This window comes from Pseudoalteromonas sp. SG41-1 (genome assembly GCF_014164575.1).
Classification (GTDB): Bacteria; Pseudomonadota; Gammaproteobacteria; order Enterobacterales; family Alteromonadaceae; genus Pseudoalteromonas; species Pseudoalteromonas rhizosphaerae.
This window is the reverse complement of sequence record NZ_JACJFL010000021.1, coordinates 1-22683: the sequence shown is the minus strand read 5'-3', so window position 1 is coordinate 22683 and position 22683 is coordinate 1. Positions and strand designations below refer to the sequence as shown.

23 protein-coding genes are annotated in these 22683 nt (G+C 40.8%); 20 read left to right on the top strand and 3 right to left on the bottom strand.

Going from position 1 to position 22683, the window contains the following annotated elements:
* The first annotated feature begins 32 nt into the window (after positions 1-32).
* The 4 genes from coxB to H5203_RS12790 are packed head-to-tail and all read left to right on the top strand — an operon-like array spanning position 33 to position 4211.
* Positions 33-1175 carry a cytochrome c oxidase subunit II gene (coxB, locus tag H5203_RS12805; RefSeq protein ID WP_145237781.1) on the top strand — a complete coding sequence of 381 codons (1143 nt, stop codon included), beginning with the start codon at positions 33-35 and terminating at the stop codon, positions 1173-1175.
* Positions 1175-2773 carry a cytochrome c oxidase subunit I gene (gene ctaD / locus H5203_RS12800; protein ID WP_145237784.1) on the top strand — a complete coding sequence of 533 codons (1599 nt, stop codon included), beginning with the start codon at positions 1175-1177 and terminating at the stop codon, positions 2771-2773. Before coxB ends, ctaD begins: the two co-directional genes overlap by 1 nt.
* Entirely contained in the window at positions 2773-3300 is a 528-nt protein-coding gene (locus H5203_RS12795) for a cytochrome c oxidase assembly protein (protein WP_145237787.1), read from the top strand. Before ctaD ends, H5203_RS12795 begins: the two co-directional genes overlap by 1 nt.
* A gap of 35 nt (positions 3301-3335) precedes the next feature.
* On the top strand, positions 3336-4211 hold the full coding sequence (locus H5203_RS12790; protein ID WP_145237792.1) for a cytochrome c oxidase subunit 3: 876 nt from the start codon (positions 3336-3338) through the stop codon (positions 4209-4211).
* Here H5203_RS12790 and H5203_RS23135 read toward each other — a convergent pair.
* On the bottom strand, positions 4111-4425 hold the full coding sequence (locus H5203_RS23135) for a DUF2909 family protein (protein ID WP_145237795.1): 315 nt from the start codon (positions 4423-4425) through the stop codon (positions 4111-4113). The two genes, H5203_RS12790 and H5203_RS23135, sit on opposite strands and share 101 nt — an antisense overlap.
* Positions 4426-4437: 12 nt before the next feature.
* Between H5203_RS23135 and H5203_RS12780 the strand changes: the two genes are divergently transcribed.
* The 13 genes from H5203_RS12780 (at position 4438) to H5203_RS12720 (ending at position 16976) form a co-directional block, all read left to right on the top strand.
* A complete protein-coding gene (locus H5203_RS12780) occupies positions 4438-5178 on the top strand; it encodes an SURF1 family protein (RefSeq protein ID WP_145237798.1) in 741 nt (246 codons plus the stop codon).
* The gene (locus tag H5203_RS12775; RefSeq protein WP_145237802.1) at positions 5175-5669 is read left to right on the top strand and encodes a transmembrane cytochrome oxidase associated protein; all 495 of its coding nucleotides are present in this window, start codon (positions 5175-5177) and stop codon (positions 5667-5669) included. The genes H5203_RS12780 and H5203_RS12775 overlap by 4 nt, the downstream gene beginning before the upstream one ends.
* A gap of 17 nt (positions 5670-5686) precedes the next feature.
* The gene (locus H5203_RS12770; RefSeq protein ID WP_145237805.1) at positions 5687-6676 is read left to right on the top strand and encodes a heme A synthase; all 990 of its coding nucleotides are present in this window, start codon (positions 5687-5689) and stop codon (positions 6674-6676) included.
* An 8-nt stretch (positions 6677-6684) separates the two neighbouring features.
* A complete protein-coding gene (cyoE, locus tag H5203_RS12765; protein ID WP_179959138.1) occupies positions 6685-7593 on the top strand; it encodes a heme o synthase in 909 nt (302 codons plus the stop codon).
* On the top strand, positions 7590-8213 hold the full coding sequence (locus tag H5203_RS12760) for an SCO family protein (RefSeq protein WP_145237811.1): 624 nt from the start codon (positions 7590-7592) through the stop codon (positions 8211-8213). Before cyoE ends, H5203_RS12760 begins: the two co-directional genes overlap by 4 nt.
* 170 nt (positions 8214-8383) lie before the next feature.
* The gene (locus H5203_RS12755) at positions 8384-8656 is read left to right on the top strand and encodes a lipid asymmetry maintenance protein MlaB (RefSeq protein ID WP_145238313.1); all 273 of its coding nucleotides are present in this window, start codon (positions 8384-8386) and stop codon (positions 8654-8656) included.
* Positions 8657-8665: 9 nt separating this feature from the next.
* Complete coding sequence (locus H5203_RS12750; RefSeq protein WP_145237813.1) at positions 8666-9028, top strand: response regulator; 363 nt, start codon at positions 8666-8668, stop codon at positions 9026-9028.
* Positions 9029-9043: 15 nt separating this feature from the next.
* On the top strand, positions 9044-11164 hold the full coding sequence (locus tag H5203_RS12745; protein WP_182819831.1) for a chemotaxis protein CheA: 2121 nt from the start codon (positions 9044-9046) through the stop codon (positions 11162-11164).
* On the top strand, positions 11161-11646 hold the full coding sequence (locus tag H5203_RS12740; protein ID WP_145237819.1) for a chemotaxis protein CheW: 486 nt from the start codon (positions 11161-11163) through the stop codon (positions 11644-11646). The genes H5203_RS12745 and H5203_RS12740 overlap by 4 nt, the downstream gene beginning before the upstream one ends.
* Before the next feature lie 47 nt (positions 11647-11693).
* Positions 11694-14381: a methyl-accepting chemotaxis protein gene (locus H5203_RS12735; RefSeq protein WP_182760132.1), complete on the top strand. Its 2688-nt coding sequence runs from the start codon at positions 11694-11696 to the stop codon at positions 14379-14381.
* Positions 14382-14502: 121 nt separating this feature from the next.
* On the top strand, positions 14503-15324 hold the full coding sequence (locus H5203_RS12730) for a protein-glutamate O-methyltransferase CheR (RefSeq protein ID WP_182819830.1): 822 nt from the start codon (positions 14503-14505) through the stop codon (positions 15322-15324).
* Positions 15317-15934, top strand: a complete 618-nt coding sequence (gene cheD, locus H5203_RS12725; protein WP_182758027.1) for a chemoreceptor glutamine deamidase CheD — start codon at positions 15317-15319, stop codon at positions 15932-15934. The genes H5203_RS12730 and cheD overlap by 8 nt, the downstream gene beginning before the upstream one ends.
* Positions 15935-15944: 10 nt before the next feature.
* Complete coding sequence (locus tag H5203_RS12720) at positions 15945-16976, top strand: chemotaxis response regulator protein-glutamate methylesterase (RefSeq protein WP_149980432.1); 1032 nt, start codon at positions 15945-15947, stop codon at positions 16974-16976.
* A gap of 64 nt (positions 16977-17040) precedes the next feature.
* Here H5203_RS12720 and H5203_RS12715 read toward each other — a convergent pair whose 3' ends face one another.
* Entirely contained in the window at positions 17041-18072 is a 1032-nt protein-coding gene (locus H5203_RS12715; protein ID WP_182739921.1) for a polysaccharide deacetylase family protein, read from the bottom strand.
* On the opposite strand from H5203_RS12715, the gene dinF reads away from it, so the two are divergent.
* The 3 genes from dinF (at position 18049) to H5203_RS12700 (ending at position 21662) form a co-directional block, all read left to right on the top strand.
* Positions 18049-19383: an MATE family efflux transporter DinF gene (dinF, locus tag H5203_RS12710; RefSeq protein ID WP_182731732.1), complete on the top strand. Its 1335-nt coding sequence runs from the start codon at positions 18049-18051 to the stop codon at positions 19381-19383. The two genes, H5203_RS12715 and dinF, sit on opposite strands and share 24 nt — an antisense overlap.
* A 116-nt stretch (positions 19384-19499) precedes the next feature.
* A complete protein-coding gene (locus H5203_RS12705; RefSeq protein WP_145237840.1) occupies positions 19500-20114 on the top strand; it encodes a trimeric intracellular cation channel family protein in 615 nt (204 codons plus the stop codon).
* Between the two features lie 33 nt (positions 20115-20147).
* A complete protein-coding gene (locus tag H5203_RS12700; RefSeq protein WP_182731733.1) occupies positions 20148-21662 on the top strand; it encodes a YifB family Mg chelatase-like AAA ATPase in 1515 nt (504 codons plus the stop codon).
* Between the two features lie 13 nt (positions 21663-21675).
* On the opposite strand, the gene H5203_RS12695 is transcribed toward H5203_RS12700, so the two are convergent.
* Positions 21676-22383 carry a response regulator transcription factor gene (locus H5203_RS12695; protein ID WP_182731734.1) on the bottom strand — a complete coding sequence of 236 codons (708 nt, stop codon included), beginning with the start codon at positions 22381-22383 and terminating at the stop codon, positions 21676-21678.
* Positions 22384-22683: the final 300 nt, after the last annotated feature.

The window sequence follows — 22683 nt, the reverse complement described above, 5'->3', positions numbered from 1 at the left end:
CGTTTTGCAATAGCATTTAAAGGAGCCGTCACATGGGTAAATTGAGCTCTACCTTGTGGCTTATATTGTTTGTTCTACCGCAGCAAGTATTGGCTAATAGCCAGTTTAATATGCGTAAGGGCGTAACAGATATAAGTAATGATGTTTATCAGCTGCACATGACAATATTTATTATATGTTGTGTGATTGGGGTCATCGTGTTCGCCGTGATGTTTTGGGCACTGATCCACCACCGTAAATCTAAAGGGGCAAAACCAGCCCAATTTCATGAAAGTACTAAAGTTGAAATCCTTTGGACGGCAATCCCGTTTGTGATTTTAATTGGTATGGCAATTCCTGCGACAAAAACTTTGATTGCAATGGAAGATGCTAGTAAAGCTGATCTCACGATTAAAATTACTGGTTCTCAATGGAAATGGCATTATGAGTACATGGGTGAAGATGTTGAGTTTTATTCAATGCTTGCTACACCTCAAGATGAAATAACTAATCTTGCAAATAAAAACCCTAATTACCTGCTTGAAGTTGATAAACCTTTGGTGTTGCCAATTAATCAAAAAGTACGATTTTTAATGACCTCAGACGACGTTATTCATTCTTGGTGGGTGCCTGATTTTGCAGTGAAAAAAGATGCTAACCCTGGGTTTATCAATGAAACTTGGACCAGAATTAATGAAGAGGGCATTTATCGAGGGCAATGTGCAGAACTATGCGGAAAGGATCATGGCTTTATGCCTGTGGTGGTTGAAGCTAAATCTGAGCAAGCATTTGCAAACTGGCTGAGCGAAGCTAAGCAGGCAAAAGCAAACGCTGCAATTGCTGATGCTGCATTATTAGATCAAACATTACCAAAAGAAGAATTAATGACACTCGGCGAGCAAGTCTATATGGCCAGTTGCGCTGCGTGTCACCAACCAACAGGTATGGGCTTACCGGGGGTTTTCCCGGCGCTCAAAGGCAGTCCGGTAGTATTAGGAGATATTAAAGATCATATTGATGTAGTGCTTCATGGTCGCCCAGGTACCGCTATGCAAGCATTTGACAAGCAGTTATCAATCAAGCAGCTAGCAGCTGTGATCACCTATAAGCGTAATGCATGGGGCAATGACACTGGGGATGTAATTCAACCGAGTCAGATACAAGCCGCGATTGATGCAACTTCGGAGGCTAAATAATGAGTAGCGTAACAGAGCAACAACATGATCAAGCTGCACACCATGATGGACATCATCATCCTGCGAAAGGTTTTAAACGCTGGCTTTATACTACTAACCATAAAGATATCGGTAGCTTATATTTAATTTTTTCGTTGACGATGTTTTTAATTGGTGGCGCCATGGCGATGGTGATCCGCGCAGAGTTATTTCAACCTGGCTTACAGTTAGTAGAGCCTCACTTTTTCAATCAAATGACCACAGTACATGGCTTGATCATGGTATTTGGTGCCGTTATGCCGGCCTTTACAGGATTGGCTAACTGGATGGTACCACTCATGATTGGCGCACCAGATATGGCATTACCACGGATGAATAATTGGAGCTTTTGGATTTTACCTTTTGCTTTTATTATTTTACTGGCATCCCTGTTTATGCCAGGTGGTGGCCCGGCATTTGGCTGGACTTTTTATGCACCACTGTCAACAACTTACAGTAACGATAATACCGCATTATTTGTTTTTGCTATTCACATCATGGGTATTAGCTCAATTATGGGCGCAATCAATGTGATTGTAACTATCGTTAATTTACGTGCGCCAGGTATGACTTGGATGAAGCTGCCGCTGTTTGTGTGGACATGGCTTATCACCGCTTTTTTATTGATTGCTGTGATGCCGGTATTGGCCGGTGCTGTGACTATGGTATTGACTGATAAGTATTTTGCAACCAGCTTTTTTGATGCTGCTGGGGGCGGTGATCCGGTGATGTTCCAGCACATATTTTGGTTTTTTGGTCACCCTGAAGTGTACATTATGATTCTGCCAGCCTTTGGCATTATCTCGACTATAGTGCCGACCTTTTCACGTAAAAAATTATTTGGTTATGCCTCTATGGTATATGCCACATCTTCGATTGCTTTACTTAGCTTTATAGTTTGGGCGCATCATATGTTTACCACAGGTATGCCTGTCGCTGGCGAATTATTTTTTATGTATGCAACTATGCTGATATCGGTGCCAACTGGGGTCAAAGTATTTAACTGGGTAGCCACCATGTGGCGTGGTTCGATTAGTTTTGAAGTGCCTATGTTATTTAGTATTGCGTTTATTGTGTTATTCACTTTAGGTGGTTTCTCTGGGTTGATGCTGGCGATTACTCCTGCTGATTTTCAATACCATGATACTTATTTTGTGGTGGCGCATTTTCATTATGTGTTAGTGACTGGGGCGATATTTTCAATTATGGCCGGGGCGTATTATTGGCTGCCAAAATGGACGGGAAATATGTTCAATATCACCTTGGCTAAATGGCATTTTTGGTTGTCTTTAGTGAGCGTGAATGTATTGTTTTTCCCTATGCACTTTGTTGGTTTGGCCGGTATGCCGCGCCGGATTCCTGACTACGCACTGCAATTTGCAGACTTTAACGCGATTATTAGTATTGGTGGCTTTGCTTTTGGTTTATCACAATTGTTATTTGTGGTTGTAGTATTTAAGTGTGCACGAGGCGGCGATAAAGTGCCCGCCAAAGTGTGGGATGGTGCTGAGGGTTTGGAATGGGAGGTGGCATCGCCTGCGCCTTATCATACTTTTGAAACGCCACCGGAGATTAAGTAATGAGTCATGCACCACTGCTTAAGCGCTTAGTTTTAATATGTCTTGGCATGTTCGCTTTTGCGTTTGCTTTGGTGCCGTTGTACGACGTTTTTTGTGATGTAACAGGCCTTAATGGTAAGCCTTCGTTAGAGAAAGCAAAGCAAAGTACGAGTGTTAATGAGGCACGAGAAATCGACGTAAGCTTCACAACTCATGCGCAAAGTGGAGCGCCATTTGAGGTGCAATCACATGAGTATAGTGTGCTAGTAAAGCCCGGAGCTATGCGCGAAGTGCTGTTTAGAGCAAAAAATACCAGTAATGAAGATAAAGTTATGCAAGCGGTACCGTCGGTGTCTCCAGGCAAAGCAGCTAAGTATTTGCATAAAATGGCTTGCTTTTGTTTCGATCAACAACCTTTGAAAGCAGGTGAAGAAGTGGAATTTAAACTGCTTTTTTATGTTGATACGCAATTACCTGAAGATGTTGAAGAGTTAACTTTGTCTTATACCGTGTTTGATATTAGCGGGCAGATAGTGGCTAGTAATTAGGTTGCCAAGCTAATAGCTAATTAGGAGCAAACAAAATGGATAAAAATTACGAAAAATATTATGTTCCCGCGCAAAGTCCGTGGCCAATAGTTGGCGCATTTGCGATGTTTTTTATTGCTGTTGGTGCAGGTCTTACCGTAATGCAAGCAAGCAGCGGCGGTGGTGCTGGCCATTATGTGCTTTACGCAGGAATTGGTGTGTTGCTGTTTATGCTATTTCGCTGGTTTAAAAATGTCATTGAAGAGTCTGATCAAGGCTTATATTCAGCGCAAATGGATCGCTCGTTTCGTCAAGGCATGAGCTGGTTTATTTTCTCTGAAGTAATGTTTTTTATGGCTTTTTTCGGTGCCCTTTTTTATGCCCGGATGATCTCTGTGCCTTGGCTTGGCGGCGCCGGAAATAATGCCATGACCAATGAGGTACTGTGGCCTACTTTTGAAGCAATCTGGCCATTAGTTACTACACCCGGTGGTGGTACGACACAGGCTATGGGTTGGCAGGGATTGCCGCTGATCAACACATTAATATTACTAACCTCGTCGGTTACCTTACATTTTGCTCATGTAGGCATGGAGAACAATAAGCGTGGGCCATTAAAAGTATTTATGGCACTGACAATCGTATTAGGGGTCTGTTTTTTAGGGCTGCAAGTCGTAGAGTATATGCATGCTTATCAGGATTTAGGACTGACCTTAGATGCTGGCGTATATGGCAATACTTTCTTTTTACTAACCGGCTTTCATGGCATGCATGTGACCTTAGGAACTATTTTATTATTAGTCATGCTGATCCGCATTTTAAAGGGCCACTTTAGCCCAGATAAACATTTTGCGTTTCAAGCCGCAGCTTGGTATTGGCATTTTGTTGATGTGGTGTGGTTGTGTTTATTTGTGTTTGTATATGTGCTGTAACTTTATCAATTGGTGATGAGTTACTGTGGATGAAACCTAGTTTAAGGGCTGCAATAACAACCACTAAGACGATAACAGAAAACAGCACACGACGGCCTAAATAGTGAGACATAGGCCGTCCATCTGTTTTACCCGATACCATAATAAATAAGGCACGGAACAAGTTAAAAAGTATAAATAGTAGCAACAGTACGATAATAATTTTAATAATCACTGGGTCACCTTTATGCAGTTAATTTTATGGCGTAAACAAAAGCTTAGCTCAATTATTACCATTTGCGTGGTAACCATTGTGGTATTGGTGTGTTTACGCCTAGGGTATTGGCAATTACAGCGAGCTGAAAGTAAAACTGAGCAATTAACACAAATAGCAGCCCTGCAAAGTCAGGGAGTAATGAGCTGGCAGCAAATGCAGCAACTGCCTAGTGATTGGAATAAAACGGGCTTGCAGATAAGTATCTCTGGAGTGCTAGATACGCAGCAATATTGGTTGTTAGATAATCAAGTTTACCAAGGTCAGGTTGGCTACGATGTACTTACCTTGCTGCGTTTACAGCAAAGTAAGCAAACTCTGTTGGTGAATTTGGGTTGGGTTAAAGCACCACTTACTCGCCAGCAACTCCCTAGTATAAACCTACCATCGACTCCTTTGGCAATGACCGTGCAATTAAAGCAAGGAAAGCTCAGTGGCTTTACTTTGCAAGATGCACAACACAAGACGGATACAGCATGGCCCAAGCGCGTACAAATTATCGATTTAGCATTGTTTTCACAGCAAACAGGTCGCGACATGATTGACTTTATTGGTTATCGGCAAGGTATCGCGGATGAGATTGCTGCGCCGCATTACCAAGCTGTGGTGATGAGCCCCGAAAAACATCAAGCCTACGCAGTGCAATGGTTATTGATTGCGATTGCCTGCCTTGTTATTGCTGTATTTGCTTTTAAAAAGAAGGAATTACAATGAAAAACAATCCGTTATTAATATTTATTGGCTGTTGTTTAGTGCCTTTAATACTGGCGTATTTGGCGTTAAAGCTTGAGTGGATACCTAGTGCATCGAGTAATAAAGGGGAATTTTTAACACAGGAAATAAAACTACAAGATTGGAAAAAAACGGAGCATAAACAATGGACTATTGCTTTAAATCACCCAGCACAATGCCAACAAGCTTGTGCACAGCAGTTACAAGCACTAGAGAACCTCTACATCGCTCTTGGTAAAAATCAAGGTAAAGTCGATGTAGCCATCCTTGGCCAGACACAGCAAAAAGAGCTGCCATGGCGTCAGTTACCTGAGGTTGATGTACTGCAACCAGCTAGTTTATATCTAATTGATCATATGGGCTTAGTGGTCTTGCAGTATCCCTACCATAGTGAGCCACAGCAAAACCGTTTGACTCAAAAAGGACTGTTAAAAGATTTAAAAAAATTACTTAACTATTCGCGTTCTAGCTAAATTAAGGAGTGCCAATTATGTATAAAAACTATAAACATTTGGTATTAGCCACTTTTATGTTATCGATCTTAGTTGTTGGCTTAGGGGCTTATACGCGCTTGAGTGATGCCGGATTGGGTTGTCCGGATTGGCCCGGTTGCTATGGCTTTTTAACGGTACCCAAGCATGAGGCTGATTTAGCCCATGTAGAGCAAACCTACCCTGATATGATGTTCGAAACCGCTAAAGCGTGGAAAGAAATGATCCATCGCTATTTTGCCGGCACGTTAGGTTTACTTATTTTAGCGTTATTTATATTGGCTTTATTAAAACGTCAATATCCAACCACGCCAATTAAATTACCCTTACTATTACTAATACTGGTGGTGTTCCAAGCGGCTTTAGGGATGTGGACCGTCACCATGAATTTACAGCCGCTGATTGTATTGGGGCACTTATTAGGTGGATTTAGTATTTTATCATTGGTTACATTATTGTATTTACGGCTAACGGCAAAACCAATTTTTGGCGGCGACGCCCCAGCTCGGCGTTACTTTAAACTTAGTCTAGTCGCATTAGTGGTATTGGTATTGCAAATAGCGCTAGGCGGTTGGCTTGCTGCTAATTATGCGGCGCCGCACTGCAATGGCTTGCCATTGTGTAGTTACGGACAGCCGTTTTCATTGAGTAGCGTATTTCAGTTGCCATTAGAGCAAAGTACTTATGAATATGGTGTACTTTCACAGCAGGCTAGGATGTCGATCCATTTATTACATCGAATGTGGGCGTTAGTTACCTGTGTAGTATTAGCGCTGATCATGTGGCGCATTTATAGCCGTGCTGTGTCGAGAAAAATAAAGCATTGTACAGTCTCCGTATTGGTCGCGTTGCTGTGTCAAATTTGTTTGGGCTTGGCGGTTGTGCACTGGCATTTCCCGCTCGGCGTTGCGCTGGCACATAATTTAATGGCTGCCATACTATTGTTAACAGTCGTTCGTTTATGTTTTTACTTAAAAGCACGTACATAGGGACAGTTATGACACCATTAATAGCAATAACAAAGTTAGCACCTAGCCAAATTAGCGGCTTAATAAATGATTATTTAGCGATCAGTAAATTTAAAGTAGTCGCGATGTTGGTATTAACAGCATGGGTTGGTTTAGCGCTGGCACCCGATGTTGGTCGTGGTATTGGCGTACAGTTTATTAGTTTACTGGGGATTGGCTTGTTATCCGCTGCAGCTGCGGTGATCAATCATGTAGTTGATAGCGAAATAGATAGTAAAATGGCACGTACACGCCATCGGCCAGTTGCTAAGGGGCGGTTATCTAAACTGCATGCTTTAAGTTTTGCCGCTGTTATTGGGGTGAGTGGTTTCATTATGTTGATGATCTGGGCTAATACTTTAACCGCTGTATTAACCTTATTTGCGTTAGTTGGTTATGCGTTTATTTATACCTCCTTTTTAAAGCGTGCAACGCCACAAAATATTGTTATAGGAGGACTCGCAGGGGCCATGCCGCCGTTGTTAGGGTGGGTATCAGAAACCGGGCACATGGCAGCTGCTCCTTGGTTATTGGTGATGATCATATTTACTTGGACTCCGCCGCATTTTTGGGCGTTGGCAATTGCTCGCAAAAGTGATTACGAACGCGCTAAGATCCCCATGTTGCCAGTCACTCATGGCATTGATTTTTGTAAAACCTGTGTAGTTGCATACTCTATTTTATTGGCTTTGGTATGTGTATTGCCTTATTTAATTGGTATGTCGGGGCTCATTTATTTAATTGCTGCGACATTACTTAATGGGATTTTCATCTATAAAGCGGTAAAACTAAAAATAGCGGGGAATGACGATACAGCAATGGATTTATTCCGTTTTTCAATTATTCATTTAATGATACTCTTTGTCGCCTTATTTATAGATAAATGGTTCGTTATATGAATAGCTTAGCAGTTAAGCGTGGGGCGAGAGTGTGGTTGGCGTTAAGTTTATTGCTGTTAACAGCTTGTAGTGACAGCGCTATGCCTGACGTTGAAGCTTTGGTATATGAACAAGCCAAACCTTTGAGTGATTTTACTTTACAAGATCAAAATGCTCAGCCAGTAACTAAGCAAACATTGCAAGGTCAATGGAATTTAGTGTTTTTAGGTTATACCAGTTGCCCAGATATTTGCCCTCTGACATTAGCTAAACTCAATGGCGTTTATAAAGCGTTGAAAGATGAATACCCATTGCAAATTTGGTTTTTAGCGGTCGATCCAAAACGCGATACAGTCGCTAAACGCAAAGCCTACATTGATTATTTTAATCCTGATTTTTTAGCGGTCTCAGGGGAACATAAAGATCTATTTCCACTAGTTAGAGAGTTAGGTTTGATTTACGCAATTAGTAATAGTGATGAGCAAGAATATGCCGTTGACCATAGTGCTTCAATTGCGATGGTTGATCCTCAAGGGGCGGTAAGGGCCATATTTAAACCTGAATTTAAACAGGGCAGTGTGCCATTAATTAATGCTAAATTATTAATAACTGAGTTTAAACAGATTGCGGATCATTATTAATAGAATAAGTATATTTTAATTATTTTCGAGGAGCGTTTAGCTCCTTTTTTGTTTTTCTTTTATCCCCCCTGTAAATAATTTCACTCTTTTTTCAACGCATTTATGGCATTTTTACTAACTCAGTCTAAGCTTTTGTTATGAATTGGTTAAACATGGAAAGTGCGAACAATATGATGAAGCTTCCCGCTGAACTAGCAATCACCCAAGTTGAAAACTTACACCAAGATTTATTACAAGAATTACACCGCAATGATGATGTTTGTTTAGACATAAGTGAAGTTGTACGCGTAGATACTGCCTCGATTCAACTATTGTGTGCTCTGCAAAAGCACTTGCTGTGCGTACATCACAAAATTATTTGGGTTGGGCAAAGTGAGCCTTTAAAAAATGCCATTAATCGCTTAGGCCTGAGTGAATATCTAATACTAGAAAATGCAGATTAAGGAGTTCATATGAAAAGAATTTTAGCCGTGGATGATTCGGCATCGATGCGTCAAATGGTGAGTTTTACACTGAAAAAGGCGGGTTTTGATGTCACTGAGGCAAAGGACGGAAGTGAAGCACTTAGCATCGCAAAACAACAAGGTTTTGATGCTGTGATTTCCGATGTCAACATGCCAGTGATGGATGGTATTACTTTGATCAGGGAGTTACGCACCTTACCAAACTATAAATTTACGCCATTGCTAATGCTAACAACAGAATCAGGAATGGACAAAAAAGTAGAAGGGAAAGCTGCTGGTGCAACAGGCTGGATAGTTAAACCTTTTAATCCTGAACAGTTATTAGCGGTTTTAAAAAAAGTAATTCGCTAATCTAGGGGATGGGGTATGAGTATAGATTTAAGTCAATTTTTTGAAGTCTTCTTTGAGGAAAGTTTTGAAGGCTTAGATGCGATGGAAGCTGAGTTATTAAACTTGGTACCTGGCGAAGAAGATTTAGAAACAATCAATACCATTTTTCGTGCTGCGCATTCTATCAAAGGCGGCAGTGGTACATTTGGTTTTAACTCTGTGTCTGACTTTACTCATGTGCTAGAAACCCTATTAGATCAAATTCGTGAGGGGAAACGAGAGCTTACCGCAGAGCATGTTAACCTATTACTTAAATCTGTTGATTGCTTGCGGGAGTTACTTCGTGGCTTACAAGCAGAGCAAGAACCTAATTTAGACGAAGCTATTGCACTGAGAATTAAGTTTGAACAGATTTTAGGGGTAGATCAAGGCGAAAAAAATAAACTGGAAGTCACTGCTAGCCCCGCTCAACTTGCGCTAAACACCTATCAGATTGATTTTAAACCATATCATCATTTATTTAAAACAGGCAATGAGCCACTGTATATGATCAGTGAGTTGGCTGAATTGGGCGATTTAGAGACTCAAGCTTTCAATAATGAGATCCCTGACATTGCTGATTTAAGTCCCGATGATTGTTTTTTATCTTGGCGATTCTTTTTAAACACAGCAAAAGATGAGAGTGCGATTCGAGAAATATTTGAGTGGGTTGAAGATGATGCTGATATTACCATCGCGTTGTGCGGAGGGTTATTTGCTGATGTTTTTGCTGCTGATGCTGATGTTGATGATGATGATGATCCGCAAATTACAACACCTGATGTAATTGAGGAAAACCCTAATTCAACTTCAGCCCCTGCAGTTGTCAATGTTGCTGCGGTTAAACCAATAAAAAAAGGCACTGCGGTCAAAGCAAGCACTCCAGCTGCAGAATCTACTTCAATCAGAGTAGGCATAGATAAAGTTGATTCATTGATCAATATGGTTGGAGAGCTGGTTATCACTCAAGCCATGTTGAGCCAAATTGGTCAACAAGAGATCACCGAAGCGACTATCGCCTCTTTGCAGGAAGGTTTAGCGCAATTGGCTCATAATACTCGTGATTTACAAGAAAATGTAATGCGTATCCGAATGCTGCCAATCAGCTTTGTATTTAGTCGTTTTCCGCGTTTAGTACGAGATATTTCGCAAAAGCTAAATAAGCAAGTTGAGCTAAAACTGTTAGGTGAACAGACCGAGCTTGATAAAACTGTAATGGAAAAAATATCAGATCCTATGGTGCATTTAGTGCGAAATTCGCTGGATCATGGTCTAGAAACTGTTGAACAGCGTCTTGCTGCAGGTAAAGACCCAGTCGGTACAGTCACACTTAATGCATTTCACCAAGGTGGCAATATTGTTATAGAGATCATGGATGACGGACAAGGCCTTAATACTGTAAAGATTAAACAAAAAGCGGTTGCTAATGGGCTAGTAAGTGAAGCTGATGAGTTGGATGATGATGAAATTAATGAACTCATTTTTATGCCCGGTTTTTCAACCGCGGATGAGGTAAGCGACATATCCGGACGTGGGGTAGGTATGGATGTGGTCAGGCGTAATATCCAATCACTCAATGGCTCGGTTGAAGTTTCATCTGCTGCAGGTGTTGGGTCTACCTTCACTATTCGCTTGCCACTTACGCTGGCTATTTTAGATGGTCAGTTAGTGAGGGTTGCAAAGCACACCTATATTATTCCATTAATTTCTATTGTTGAATCATTACAAATAGATATCAGCAAAGTCAGCCGAGTGGGTAAAGACCTAGATGTACTTAGACTGCGTGATGAATACATTCCTATCTTGCGTTTATACAGTATTTTTAATCATCAAGGTGCGATAGAAACGCTTGATAAAACCTTGTTAGTGGTGGTTGAAAGCGATAACCAAAAAATTGGTTTGTTAGTTGACGATTTATTGTCACAGCAACAAGTAGTGATTAAAAGTTTAGAAGCTAATTACCAAAAAGTAGATGGCGTGTCAGGTGCCACTATATTAGGGGATGGTCGGGTTTCGTTGATTGTCGATATCAGCGGCTTAATTAAATTATCAGGATTAAGAAAACCCGGTAGCCAAGAATTGATTATTGAATCGCAAGCCAACTTGGAGGCTTCATGATCTCTGCGCACAGCGAATTAGATAACAAAATAATGCTTGAACAGGCCCAAGGAGTTAAGCAGTTTTTAACCTTTATTATGGCTGATGAAGAATACGGTGTTGATATTTTAACTGTTCAAGAAATTCGCAGTTGGGAGGAGATCACCGAGATCCCGAATGCCCCAGATTATGTAAAAGGGGTGATTAATCTACGTGGCACCATAGTACCTATTTTAGATCTTAGATTACGGTTTGGCTTAGCGACGATTGACTATGGACCGTTAACAGTGGTGATCGTAGTGAAAGTAATTTTTGAGCAAAATAGCAAGATTATGGGAATGGTAGTCGATGCCGTATCTGATGTTTACAGTATTGTAGAGCAAGATGCGAAGACGGTGCCTAACTTTAGCGGCTCAGAGAATGCTGAATTTATCGCAGGGTTAGTGAATGTCGGTGAGAAGATGGTCGCGTTATTGGACCTGCAAAAAACAATGGATATTTAGCCAAATACTAAATATAGCAAATGGTGATCAACAAGAAGGTGATGGGCATGGGGTGGTTTAGTAATTCTAAAAAATCAAATAATGATTTAATCGTTACGGCATTAAATAAGTCACTTGCGGTGATTGAGTTTGAACCTAGCGGCATAATTATTACGGCGAATAATAACTTTTTAGATGTAATGGGTTACCCCTTAGAAGAAATTCAGGGCCAGCATCATTCAATGTTTGTATCTAAAAAAGAAGCTCAGAGCAGTGAATATAAAAGCTTTTGGCAAAGCTTGAAAGGCGGAGAGTTTATTGCTGATGAGTTTCAGCGGATCAGTAAAAGCGGCAAAGATGTGTGGATCCAAGCAACTTATAACCCCGTTAAGGATGAGCATGGAAATGTTATAAAAGTTGTGAAATTTGCCAGTGATATTACGGCGCAAAAGATGGTTGCTGTTGAAGCTGCGGGTCAAATTGCTGCTATTAGTAAATCTCAAGCGGTGATTGAGTTTGGTTTAGATGGCAGCGTGTTGACCGCGAATGACAACTTTTTGCAGACATTTGGTTATCAGTTAGAAGAAATAGTCGGGCGGCATCACCGTATATTTATTGAACCTGAGGTTGCTAAAAGTGAGCAATACCAACTGTTTTGGCAAAAATTAGGTCGTGGTGAATTTGACTCAGGTGAGTACTTACGTATCGCTAAAGATGGCAGTGAAGTATGGATCCAAGCATCTTATAACCCAATTTTTGATCTCAGTGGCAAACCTTATAAGGTGGTTAAATATGCGACAGACATCACAGCTCAAAAAGAATTAGAAAAAGAATCAAAAAGGGATGCTGATCTATCGAGCGCATTAACGATCTGCCAGGCGAGTGTGATGATGGCAGACAATGATTTACAGATAGTGTTTGCTAACAATCAATTAAAACAAATGTTCCAAGCCAGACAAGGTGAGCTGCAGAGTGTACTAGGTGATTTTTCCGTCAATAGTATAGTGGGCTCAAGTATTACGGCATTTTTTGAAAATACAGCACAACAGGTTCAGTTGTATACAAACTTGACCGACTCTATTGAGTCAAAACTAGAAATTGCATCGTTAATTTTTAATATTATTGCGACCCCTTGGTTTAATAAAGAAGGTAAGCGCTTAGGAACAATAATTGAGTGGCAAGATTTAACCGAAAGTATTAAAAAATCGACTGCTGAAAAACGTGCTGCTGAAGAGAATTTACGTGTACGAAGAGCGCTGGATCGGGTTGCCACAAACACCATGATTGCAAATACTAAAAACGATATTATATATATGAATGAAGCGGTGCAAAATATGATGCGCGCCGCAGAGCAAGATTTACGACGCGACTTACCTAATTTTGATTGTAGTCAGTTAATAGGGCAAAACATTGATGTATTTCATAAAAACCCAGCTCATCAACGCAATCTGTTAAGCAAGCTAACCGATACTTACAGTGCAGAGATACTTGTAGGTGGGCGCACCTTTGGCTTAGTTGCGAACCCTATTTTTTCCCCAGAAAATGAACGTATTGGCACTGTGGTGGAGTGGGAAGATCGAACAGCCGAAGTCGCAATAGAAAAAGAAATTGCTGACTTAGTCAGCTCTGCACGCAAAGGTAATCTAGACGCTCGTGTTACAGAGCAAGGTAAGGGCGGTTTCTTTTTACGCTTAGCTAAAGGTCTAAATGGTTTAATTGGTATTGTTGATGATGCTGTCACCGGTACTGCTAATATGCTTGATGCGATGGCCAATGGTGATTTATCAAAACGGATAGAGCAAGAGTATCAGGGGTCGTTTGAAAAACTCAAGCGTGATGCCAATACCACGGCTGATAAATTAACGGAAGTCATTAATCGTATTAATACCTCGGCAACCTTAGTGGCAAGTGGAGCAGAGGAAATATCTCAAGGCAACGCTGATCTAAGCCAGCGTACAGAAGAGCAGGCCTCATCGCTTGAAGAAACAGCATCTAGCATGGAGGAAATGACCAGTACAGTACGTCAAAATGCTGATAATGCAAAAGTGGTTAATGAATTAGCAGAAGAAACGCGCGACAAAGCGCAGCAAGGGGGCGAAGTTGTTAATCGCGCGGTGATCAGCATGTCGGCAATTAATGAGTCGAGTAAAAAAATTGCCGATATTATTAGCGTGATTGACGAAATAGCATTTCAAACTAATTTATTAGCTCTTAATGCCGCTGTTGAAGCTGCTAGAGCTGGTGAACAAGGGCGTGGCTTTGCTGTCGTTGCCGGCGAAGTGCGTAATCTAGCGCAGCGTTCCGCGGGGGCTGCAAAAGAAATTAAAGAGTTGATCAGAGATAGCGTTGGTAAAGTTGAAGATGGCACTTTATTAGTTAATGAATCAGGAGCCACTTTAAAAGAAATTGTTATTGCAGTACAAAAAGTAACTGAAATGATATCTGATATTGCAGCAGCATCCGAAGAGCAAAGTTCAGGTATTGAGCAAGTCAACAAAGCTATTTCGCAAATGGATGAAATGACCCAGCAAAATGCGGCCTTAGTTGAGCAAGCATCCGCGGCCAGCGAGTCAATGTCAGAGCAAGCGAATGATATGACCCGGTTACTGAACTTTTTTACTATAAGTCAGCAAGACGCTGTAATTAATACTGCATCAGTAACTCCTACTACCGCGCCACCACGTAGTAATAATATCCGTAGTAAAGCGCGAGGTAATAACTTTGCTAATTCAGCTGATGAATGGGAGGAATTTTAACGTTTTTTGCAATCGCATTACTAGTTAAGCCTCTGTACTTTGAAAAATCCAGAGTCTTAACTTTTAGCAATTTTGTTAATATTCAATCGCAGCTCAGTCACGCCTATTGCGAGTAATTGTAATGAAAGAGTTTTTACTAACCGACCATGATTTCAAGCAAATAGCTGCAATAGTTTATGACGCGTGTGGCATTGTATTAGGTGATCATAAACGAGAAATGGTCTATTCACGTCTTGCTCGTCGGCTCAGAGCATTGCAGCTGACAAATTTTAAACAGTATTTAGCTTATTTAGAGGCACATAAAGAGCAAGAATTTAGTGATTTTATCAATGCAATAACAACTAATCTGACTTCTTTTTTTCGTGAATCACATCATTTTGATTATTTGCAATCCCATGTAATACCCAAGTTATTAGTGACAAATAAAAGCACTCGGCGAGTTCGGATATGGTCTGCAGGTTGTTCAACTGGGGAAGAACCCTATTCTTTAGCTATGACCTTACATGGGTTATTTCCAGCCGATTGGGATGTGAAAATTTTAGCCACTGATTTGGATTCAAATGTATTAGCTAAAGCACAATCAGGTACCTACACTGCGGCTAATGTGAATGGACTTGAACAACATCAATTACAGCGCTGGTTTTTAAAAACTAAAGATGGTGAGTTATTCAAAGTTAAACCTGAATTACAGCAAAAAATTCATTTTAAGCGGTTGAATTTATTACAAGACTGGCCAATGAAAGGGCCTTTTGACGTGATCTTTTGTCGTAATGTGGTGATTTATTTTGATAAAGAAACAAAAGATCAGTTATTCCACCGTTATTGTCATATTTTAGCTGAACATGGGTACCTATTATTAGGTCATTCTGAAACCATGGGAAAGGAGCATAGTGAGTTTAAAAACTTAGGTAAAACTATGTATCAGAAGGTGATTTATGGATAGTCATTTTAAGCCAGTATTACATGGGTTTGAGCATATTAAGCGGTTTTGGGACTCAGGTCAGCGGCAAGTTATTGTTAAAGTATTGCCCGGTGAGTTTTACGTGTCAAAAAACGATGAGGTGATTTCCACTGTGCTAGGTTCATGTATTGCTGCTTGCATTTATGATGACAAGCTTGGTGTGGGTGGCATGAATCACTTTATGTTACCGATTGAAAAAGGCGCAGAGCCAACTAGTGCGCATAACTTAAATTGTCGTTATGGTAACTGGGCGATGGAGTTTTTAATTAATGAAGTACTTAAAAATGGCGCCTCTAGGCAAAATCTAAAAATAAAACTGTTTGGCGGCGGTAAAATTATTCGCTCGATGACAGATATTGGTCTTGGTAATATTCGCTTTGCTTACTCTTATGTGCAAGAAGAAGGGCTAGAATTAGTGTCTCATGATGTGGGGGGGCCTTGGCCGCGTAAGGTCAATTTTAACCCTCAAACAGGCAAAGCACAGGTTAAAAAATTGCGCGACATGCACACTGATGTGATTGAAAAACGCGAAGTCCGTTATTTACACGATATTGAAGAACAAGATTCTAAAACCGATATTGAGTTATTTTAAGGGGTAAAAAATGGTCAAGGTGTTAGTGATTGATGACTCGCCATTGATTCGACGAGTATTGACGGAGGTACTACACCAGGCTGATGATATTCAGGTCGTAGGGTGTGCAGAAGACCCTTATCAAGCACGAGAAATGATTAAGCAACTTAATCCCGATGTGCTGACTTTAGATATTGAAATGCCGAAAATGGATGGCATTAGTTTTTTGAAAAACCTAATGCGTCTACGGCCTATGCCTGTGGTAATGATATCAACGCTCACCCAAAAAGGTTCACCGATAACTTTGGAGGCGCTGGAATTAGGGGCAGTTGATTTTATAGCTAAGCCGACAGTCAATGTATCTGAGCAATTAAGCCAGTATGCTAAATTAGTGCAACAAAAGGTCCGTACGGCAGCAGCGGCACGAGTACGGCCTTTTAAATTAAGCCAAGTACAACCTATCGAAACGTTAAGTAATGCACAGTTTAGTATCAATAAGGTTTTGGCGATTGGAGCTTCAACAGGAGGAACAGAGGCGATTAAAGAGGTGCTAATAAGAATGCCAGAAAATTGCCCTCCGATCGTTATCACGCAGCATATTCCACCTGTGTTTAGCAGTTCATTTGCTTTGCGCATGGATAGGACATGTACTATTAATGTCAAAGAGGCGCAGCAAGGCGATAAGTTAAAAGCTGGCTGGGCGTTTATCGCCCCGGGTGGTCAACACTTAAGCGTTATACAGCAAGGAGGCAGCTTATATTGTCAGCTTGATGAGAGCGAGCCGGTTAACCGTCATCGTCCTGCGGTTGATGTATTGTTTAACTCGCTGGTTAAAGTTTGCCCTAAAAATACCATCGCAGCTTTATTAACGGGTATGGGGAGCGATGGTGCGCAAGGTTTACTGGCGCTAAAACAGCATGGTGCTTATACCGTAGCGCAAGATGAACTATCGTCAGTGGTATGGGGCATGCCTAAAGCCGCTGTAGAGATCGGAGCAGCTTTAGCGGTGGTCTCGCTTGATAAAGTGACGCAGCATCTACTAAACCAAGCAATGAAAAAGTAGTCATCTTATAAACTTGAGCTGATTATCCCGGGCTCAGGTTGATAATTATCAAGGGATTATATTTTTACTGCACAATTACCCACGGTTGTGAAAACCAATAATAGCTATTTTTATGAGCAATTGATGGTGCTGTGCAGTTAAATCGTGATCGCCCTTGAGCTAAATTTTTCGGTGAATTTATGGTCACAGTATCAGCTGCTGACCAGTCTAGTTTTGCCTGACCGATGCCCGATACATAACAAGCTAGCTGACTTTTATGAAAGTCTCCCATATTAAATTTAATGCTGATCTGAGGTGGATTTTGGCTGGTCACGCTATCAATATAAGTAAGCTCTTGGATTGAAAATGCGCGAGAGTTTAGTTTGGTCACTAGCGTATCAAGCTTGCTATAAAACCCAGAAGCCGGAAAGCGTGGTAAACGGCTAAAATCAGAATCTTTGTTGATGGCACCAGAGTGTTGGCCAATACCAATAAAGCCCAACTCTTTCACTAAACTTTGTAATTGGTTATTAAACTCGCCATATGGATATGCTAAGTATTTATAGTCATGGCCAATTTCTTCTTTGATCCGTTGTTGTGATGACAAAATATCTTGCTTAATACGCGCCTGCCATTGTTGGGGTGTTTCATCGGCTAATTTACGATGTAGGTAATCATGTTGTGCGCTGTGATTGCTGATCAGAGCACCTTTTTTGGCAAGTTCTCTGAGTTTATTCCAGCCCATTACATAGCCTTTACCTTCATCAATCAATTTTGGATTAACGAAAATCGTATAGGGGTAAGCAAACTTTTCTAATATCGGCGCTGCTTGTTCATAATTATTGTTGTAACCATCATCAAAGGTAATAGCGACGGTTTTATCTGGTAAACTTTGGCCTTGTTGTAAAGCAGATAGTAATTCATTCAGTGGCACTACGTTAAAGTCATGCTGTTTTAGATAGTTTAAATGCTCAGTGAAGGTTTCTGCACTGACACTGGTGACTGCTGGCAGGGTCTCACTGACATGGTGATACTGTAAAATAACTGCGCTGTGAGCAGGTAAAGATAGACAAAAGAGGATCGATAGCAGACTGTGAAAAAATTTCTTAATCGTCATAAAGCACACCATAAAAGCTTGCTGTTGTTAGCTGGTCCAATGATATTATCAAATATAACCGTGCCACTGTTAGGAATAGTTGATACTGCAGTAATAGGGCATCTTGGTAGTGCTCATTTTCTTGCCGGAATTGCCTTGGGCGCCACGGTAATTTCATTGCTATTTTGGTTGGCGGGCTTTTTACGCATGAGTACCACAGGGCTGGTTGCGCAAGCTTATGGCAAGAAAGATTATCCTCAATTAGCCGGATTATTAAAGCGCAGTTTAGTATTAGCGCTTATCGTGGCATTTTCTTTAATTGCTTTATCGCCACTTATTAAAAATGCCATAGCTTACCTTTCTGGTTCCAGTGCGCAGGTGCTCGCACAAGCTTATAGTTATTTTGAAATTCGTATTTTTAGTGCACCAGCGGCATTATGTAACTTGGTATTATTAGCTTGGATGTTAGGGATTCATTACGGTAAAGGGCCTTTTTATTTATTACTAGTTACTAATATCACCAACATTGTTTTAGATATTTATTTTGTTGTGTACTTAGATTGGCAAGTCGCCGGAGCTGCTTGGGCATCGTTGATTGCCGATTATACCGCGCTATTATTTGCATTATTCTTGGTTTTTAGGTTGGCGAAAAAAATGACTGTGCCGCTATTTTTAGGTGGGTGGTTTAGCCGAGATAAAATGTGGGCGTTATTAAGTCTTAACCGTGATATTTTTATTCGCTCCTTAATTTTACAACTGTGTTTTAGCTTTATGACCTTCTATGGTGCACGCATTGGCGAGGTAACGCTTGCGGTAAATGCTGTATTACTGAACTTTTTAATGCTAGTGAGCTTTGCTCTTGATGGTATTGCCTATGCAAGTGAAGCAAAAGTTGGCCAAGCAAAAGGTCAACATAGCGTACGGCGTATAAACTTATGGGTAAAAATAAGCGTATTTTGGGGAATGCTATTTGCTTTTTGTTATAGCGTGTTTTTTGCATTGTTTGGTTCGCAAATTATTACCTTATTAACAGATATTCCTGAAGTGATCAAAGCCGCCAATGAATACTTACCATGGTTGATTTTTATGCCATTAGCGGCAATGAGTTGCTTTTTGTTTGATGGTATTTTTGTTGGCCTAACCAGAGCTCAAGATATGCGAAATACCATGCTAATTTCAGCATTAGTTGGATTCTTTGGCGTGTTTTGGGTGTTTAATGCTTGGCAAAATCATGCGCTTTGGTTAGCAATGACCTGCTTTATGCTACTGCGTGGCATTACATTGGTCGTACGTTATAAGCAGTTGCAAACAGCGCAGCAGTTACTGAATTAATAGAAATAGCAATAAATCTAAAGTTCACTTATAACTTTGGATTTATTGTGCTAAAACGGCGTCGTTAAGCACTGTTTATTTTAACTTCGATTCGCATCTTGGGATGGCTTGGATATATGACTGAACTTTATCATTGGTTTGATTTAATTGGCATCGCCGTATTTGCCATGTCAGGCACTTTAATTGCCTATGATAAAAAAATGGATGGCTTTGGAGTCGTGGTACTGGCGACGGTCACCGCGATAGGTGGTGGCACAATTCGAGATTTGATTTTAGATGTTCCGGTATTTTGGTTACACGACCAAAGTTATTTTATCGCGATATTTGCATCTGTCTTTGTTACCACGCGATTGATCAATAAGCAAAAATCAATTCCTTTATATCATTTACAAGTTGCAGATGCGTTTGGTTTAGCGTTCTTTGCTGTAATGGGGGCGCAAAAAGCATTGCTCGCGGGGATGCCAGCTACAACCGCAATTATTATGGGGGTGATCACCGGTTGCTTTGGCGGAGTAACGCGAGATGTGTTGGCAGGCAATATTCCTATGCTATTAAAAGGTGAGCTATATGCAATTACTTGTATTGCTGGTGGTATTGTTTATACCCAAGCAATTGTATTGAACATTGAAACAGAGATAGCGATGGTGTTAGCGATGTTAACCACCTTGCTGTTACGCCTTGCAGCAATGAAATGGCAACTAACACTACATATTTTTAAATATCCTGACTAGACTGTAAAGAACAGAACGTTACAGGGACAAAGGATGTCATTAGCTCGAATTTATTCTCGTGCCCAAGTGGGCATTCAAGCACCTGAAGTGATCGTTGAGGTGCATCTAGGTAATGGTTTACCAGCATTTCATATTGTAGGTTTGCCCGAAGCCTCAGTAAAAGAAGCCAAAGATCGTGTACGCAGCGCATTAGAAAACTCTAAATTTGGTTTTCCAGACCAACGCATTACAGTCAATTTAGCACCTGCTGATTTACCCAAAGAGGGGGGGCGTTTTGATTTAGCGATTGCGGTTGGTATTCTCATCGCTTCAGAGCAAATTGTTTGCACTGATATTGAACGCTATGAATTTTATGGTGAGCTGGCACTGAATGGCGAAGTGCGTGGCGTGAATGCAATACTCCCATCAGTTTTAGCAGCTAAAGCACAAGGGCGTTGTTGTTTTTTACCTTTAGTAAATGACAGTTTAGCGAGTTTAGTAAATGGCGTTGAGCGCAAAGCGGTCTCTTCTATCCAAGAAGTATGGAGTGATTTACTCAATCAGCAGCCTTTACCTCTTAATATTAGCTACCCAGAACAGCAACATAGCGGTGTTGAATTCTTAATTGATTTAAGTGATGTAAAAGGCCAGCCCGGCGCGAAAAGAGTGTTAGAAATCGCTGCGGCGGGTGGCCATAATTTACTTTTTTTGGGGCCACCTGGTACGGGTAAGTCAATGCTCGCGCAACGTATGCCGACTATTATGCCGGGCATGTCCGATGATGAGGCACTTTCCACTGCAGCGTTGTATTCAATTATTGGTCAAAGTGTCGATCTAACTAACTGGCGCAAGCGACCATTTCGTAATCCTCATCACACATGCTCCGCTGTGGCGCTAGTCGGAGGCTCTTCAAACCCAAAACCAGGGGAGATTTCACTGGCACATAATGGCGTATTATTTCTTGACGAACTACCTGAGTTTGAACGTAAGGTGCTTGACTCATTACGCGAGCCAATGGAGACAGGCACTGTAACGATTTCAAGAGCGGCAAGGCAAATGGAGTTTCCTGCACAGTTTCAATTAATTGCGGCTCTTAATCCAAGTCCTACGGGTTGTCATAATGATAAGCGCGCAACTCCGGATCAAGTTATGCGTTATTTATCGCGGGTATCAGGACCATTTATTGACCGTATTGATTTACAAATAGAGCTACCACGTTTAAGCAGTGCGCAATTGCAAAGCACTCAAGAAGAACAAAGTAGTGCGACTGTGCGCACGCGGGTCGAGGCGGCATATAATCTGCAATTGCGTCGCCAAGGTAAAGTCAATGCGCGACTTAATAATAAAGAAATGAGTGTGCATTGTGCGCTTGCAGCGCCGGAGTTACAGTTTTTAGCTAAAGCCAGTGAAAAGCTATCATTATCGCCACGCTCTTATCATCGAGTGATCAAAGTAGCGCGAACAATTAGTGATCTAAAAGGGCAAGATAATATTAGTTTAGATGAACTAAAAGAGGCACTCAATTATCGTGCATTTGAACGTTTGTTATCACAATTAACCCAGTATTAGTGGTTAGATTGCATTAAATTGACAGCATGTAGCCTTTACCGCGTACCGTAACGATGCGTTTTTGGTCTTTTTCATCGCTCAGTTTTTTACGTAAGCGGCCAATTAAAACATCAACAGTTCTGTCATTTGGACTCCAATCTGGCTGGCCAATTTCTTCTGATATTTTTTCACGAGACGTTGCTTTTCCTGCGTTTGAGATCAAACAAATTAACACTTTATGTTCCGCTTCAGTGAGCCTAGATTCAATGCCATTAGCAGTGATTAAAGTACGGTTGTCTGGATGCAGTTTGAAGTCAGCATATTCAATGAATTCTTCGCTTTCATCGCTACTGTTATTATTGCTTTTCAAGCGCTTATAAAGTGCTCTTATACGTAGTTCAAGCTCTAATAAATCAACTGGTTTACAAATATAGTCATCAGCGCCTTGGGCAAGTCCGGCAATACGATCGGCTTGAGAATCTCTGCTTGAAAGCATGATCACACCAATGTCTGTGAGGGTGTTGAGTTCTTTTGCTAAATGTAAGCCATCACGTTTAGGTAATACTATGTCAATAATTGCTAATGATATGGCATCATGATTATTAGCGCGAGATTGCACTATTGCTAAGGCATCAGCGCCAGTTGCATCATTCTCAATGCAAAATTCAGTCTCTGCAAAATGATTGAATATACGTTTTACTAATAGTTCGTCATCTTCAACCAATAAAACATGAATAGTCATAGTATCTTAATTACCTTTAATGATGCCTCTATGTTATCACTCATTCGTAAAAGGTGAGAAGGGCGATTTTTAGTATTTATGCACTATTTAGGTGATTATTTAATTATTATCAACAGGTAAACATACTAGGTTTACCTGTTGAACAGAATAAAAGCTACTTTTCAGGGTATAAGTACAGGGCAAGATCACGAACTTTACCTTGACTTAAAAGTATGATCTTATACTCCTTTTTAAGGAGCTCCCATGCCTGATATTCAACTATTTAAATATTTCGAATCAATTGCCGACCCTCGCCAGCAG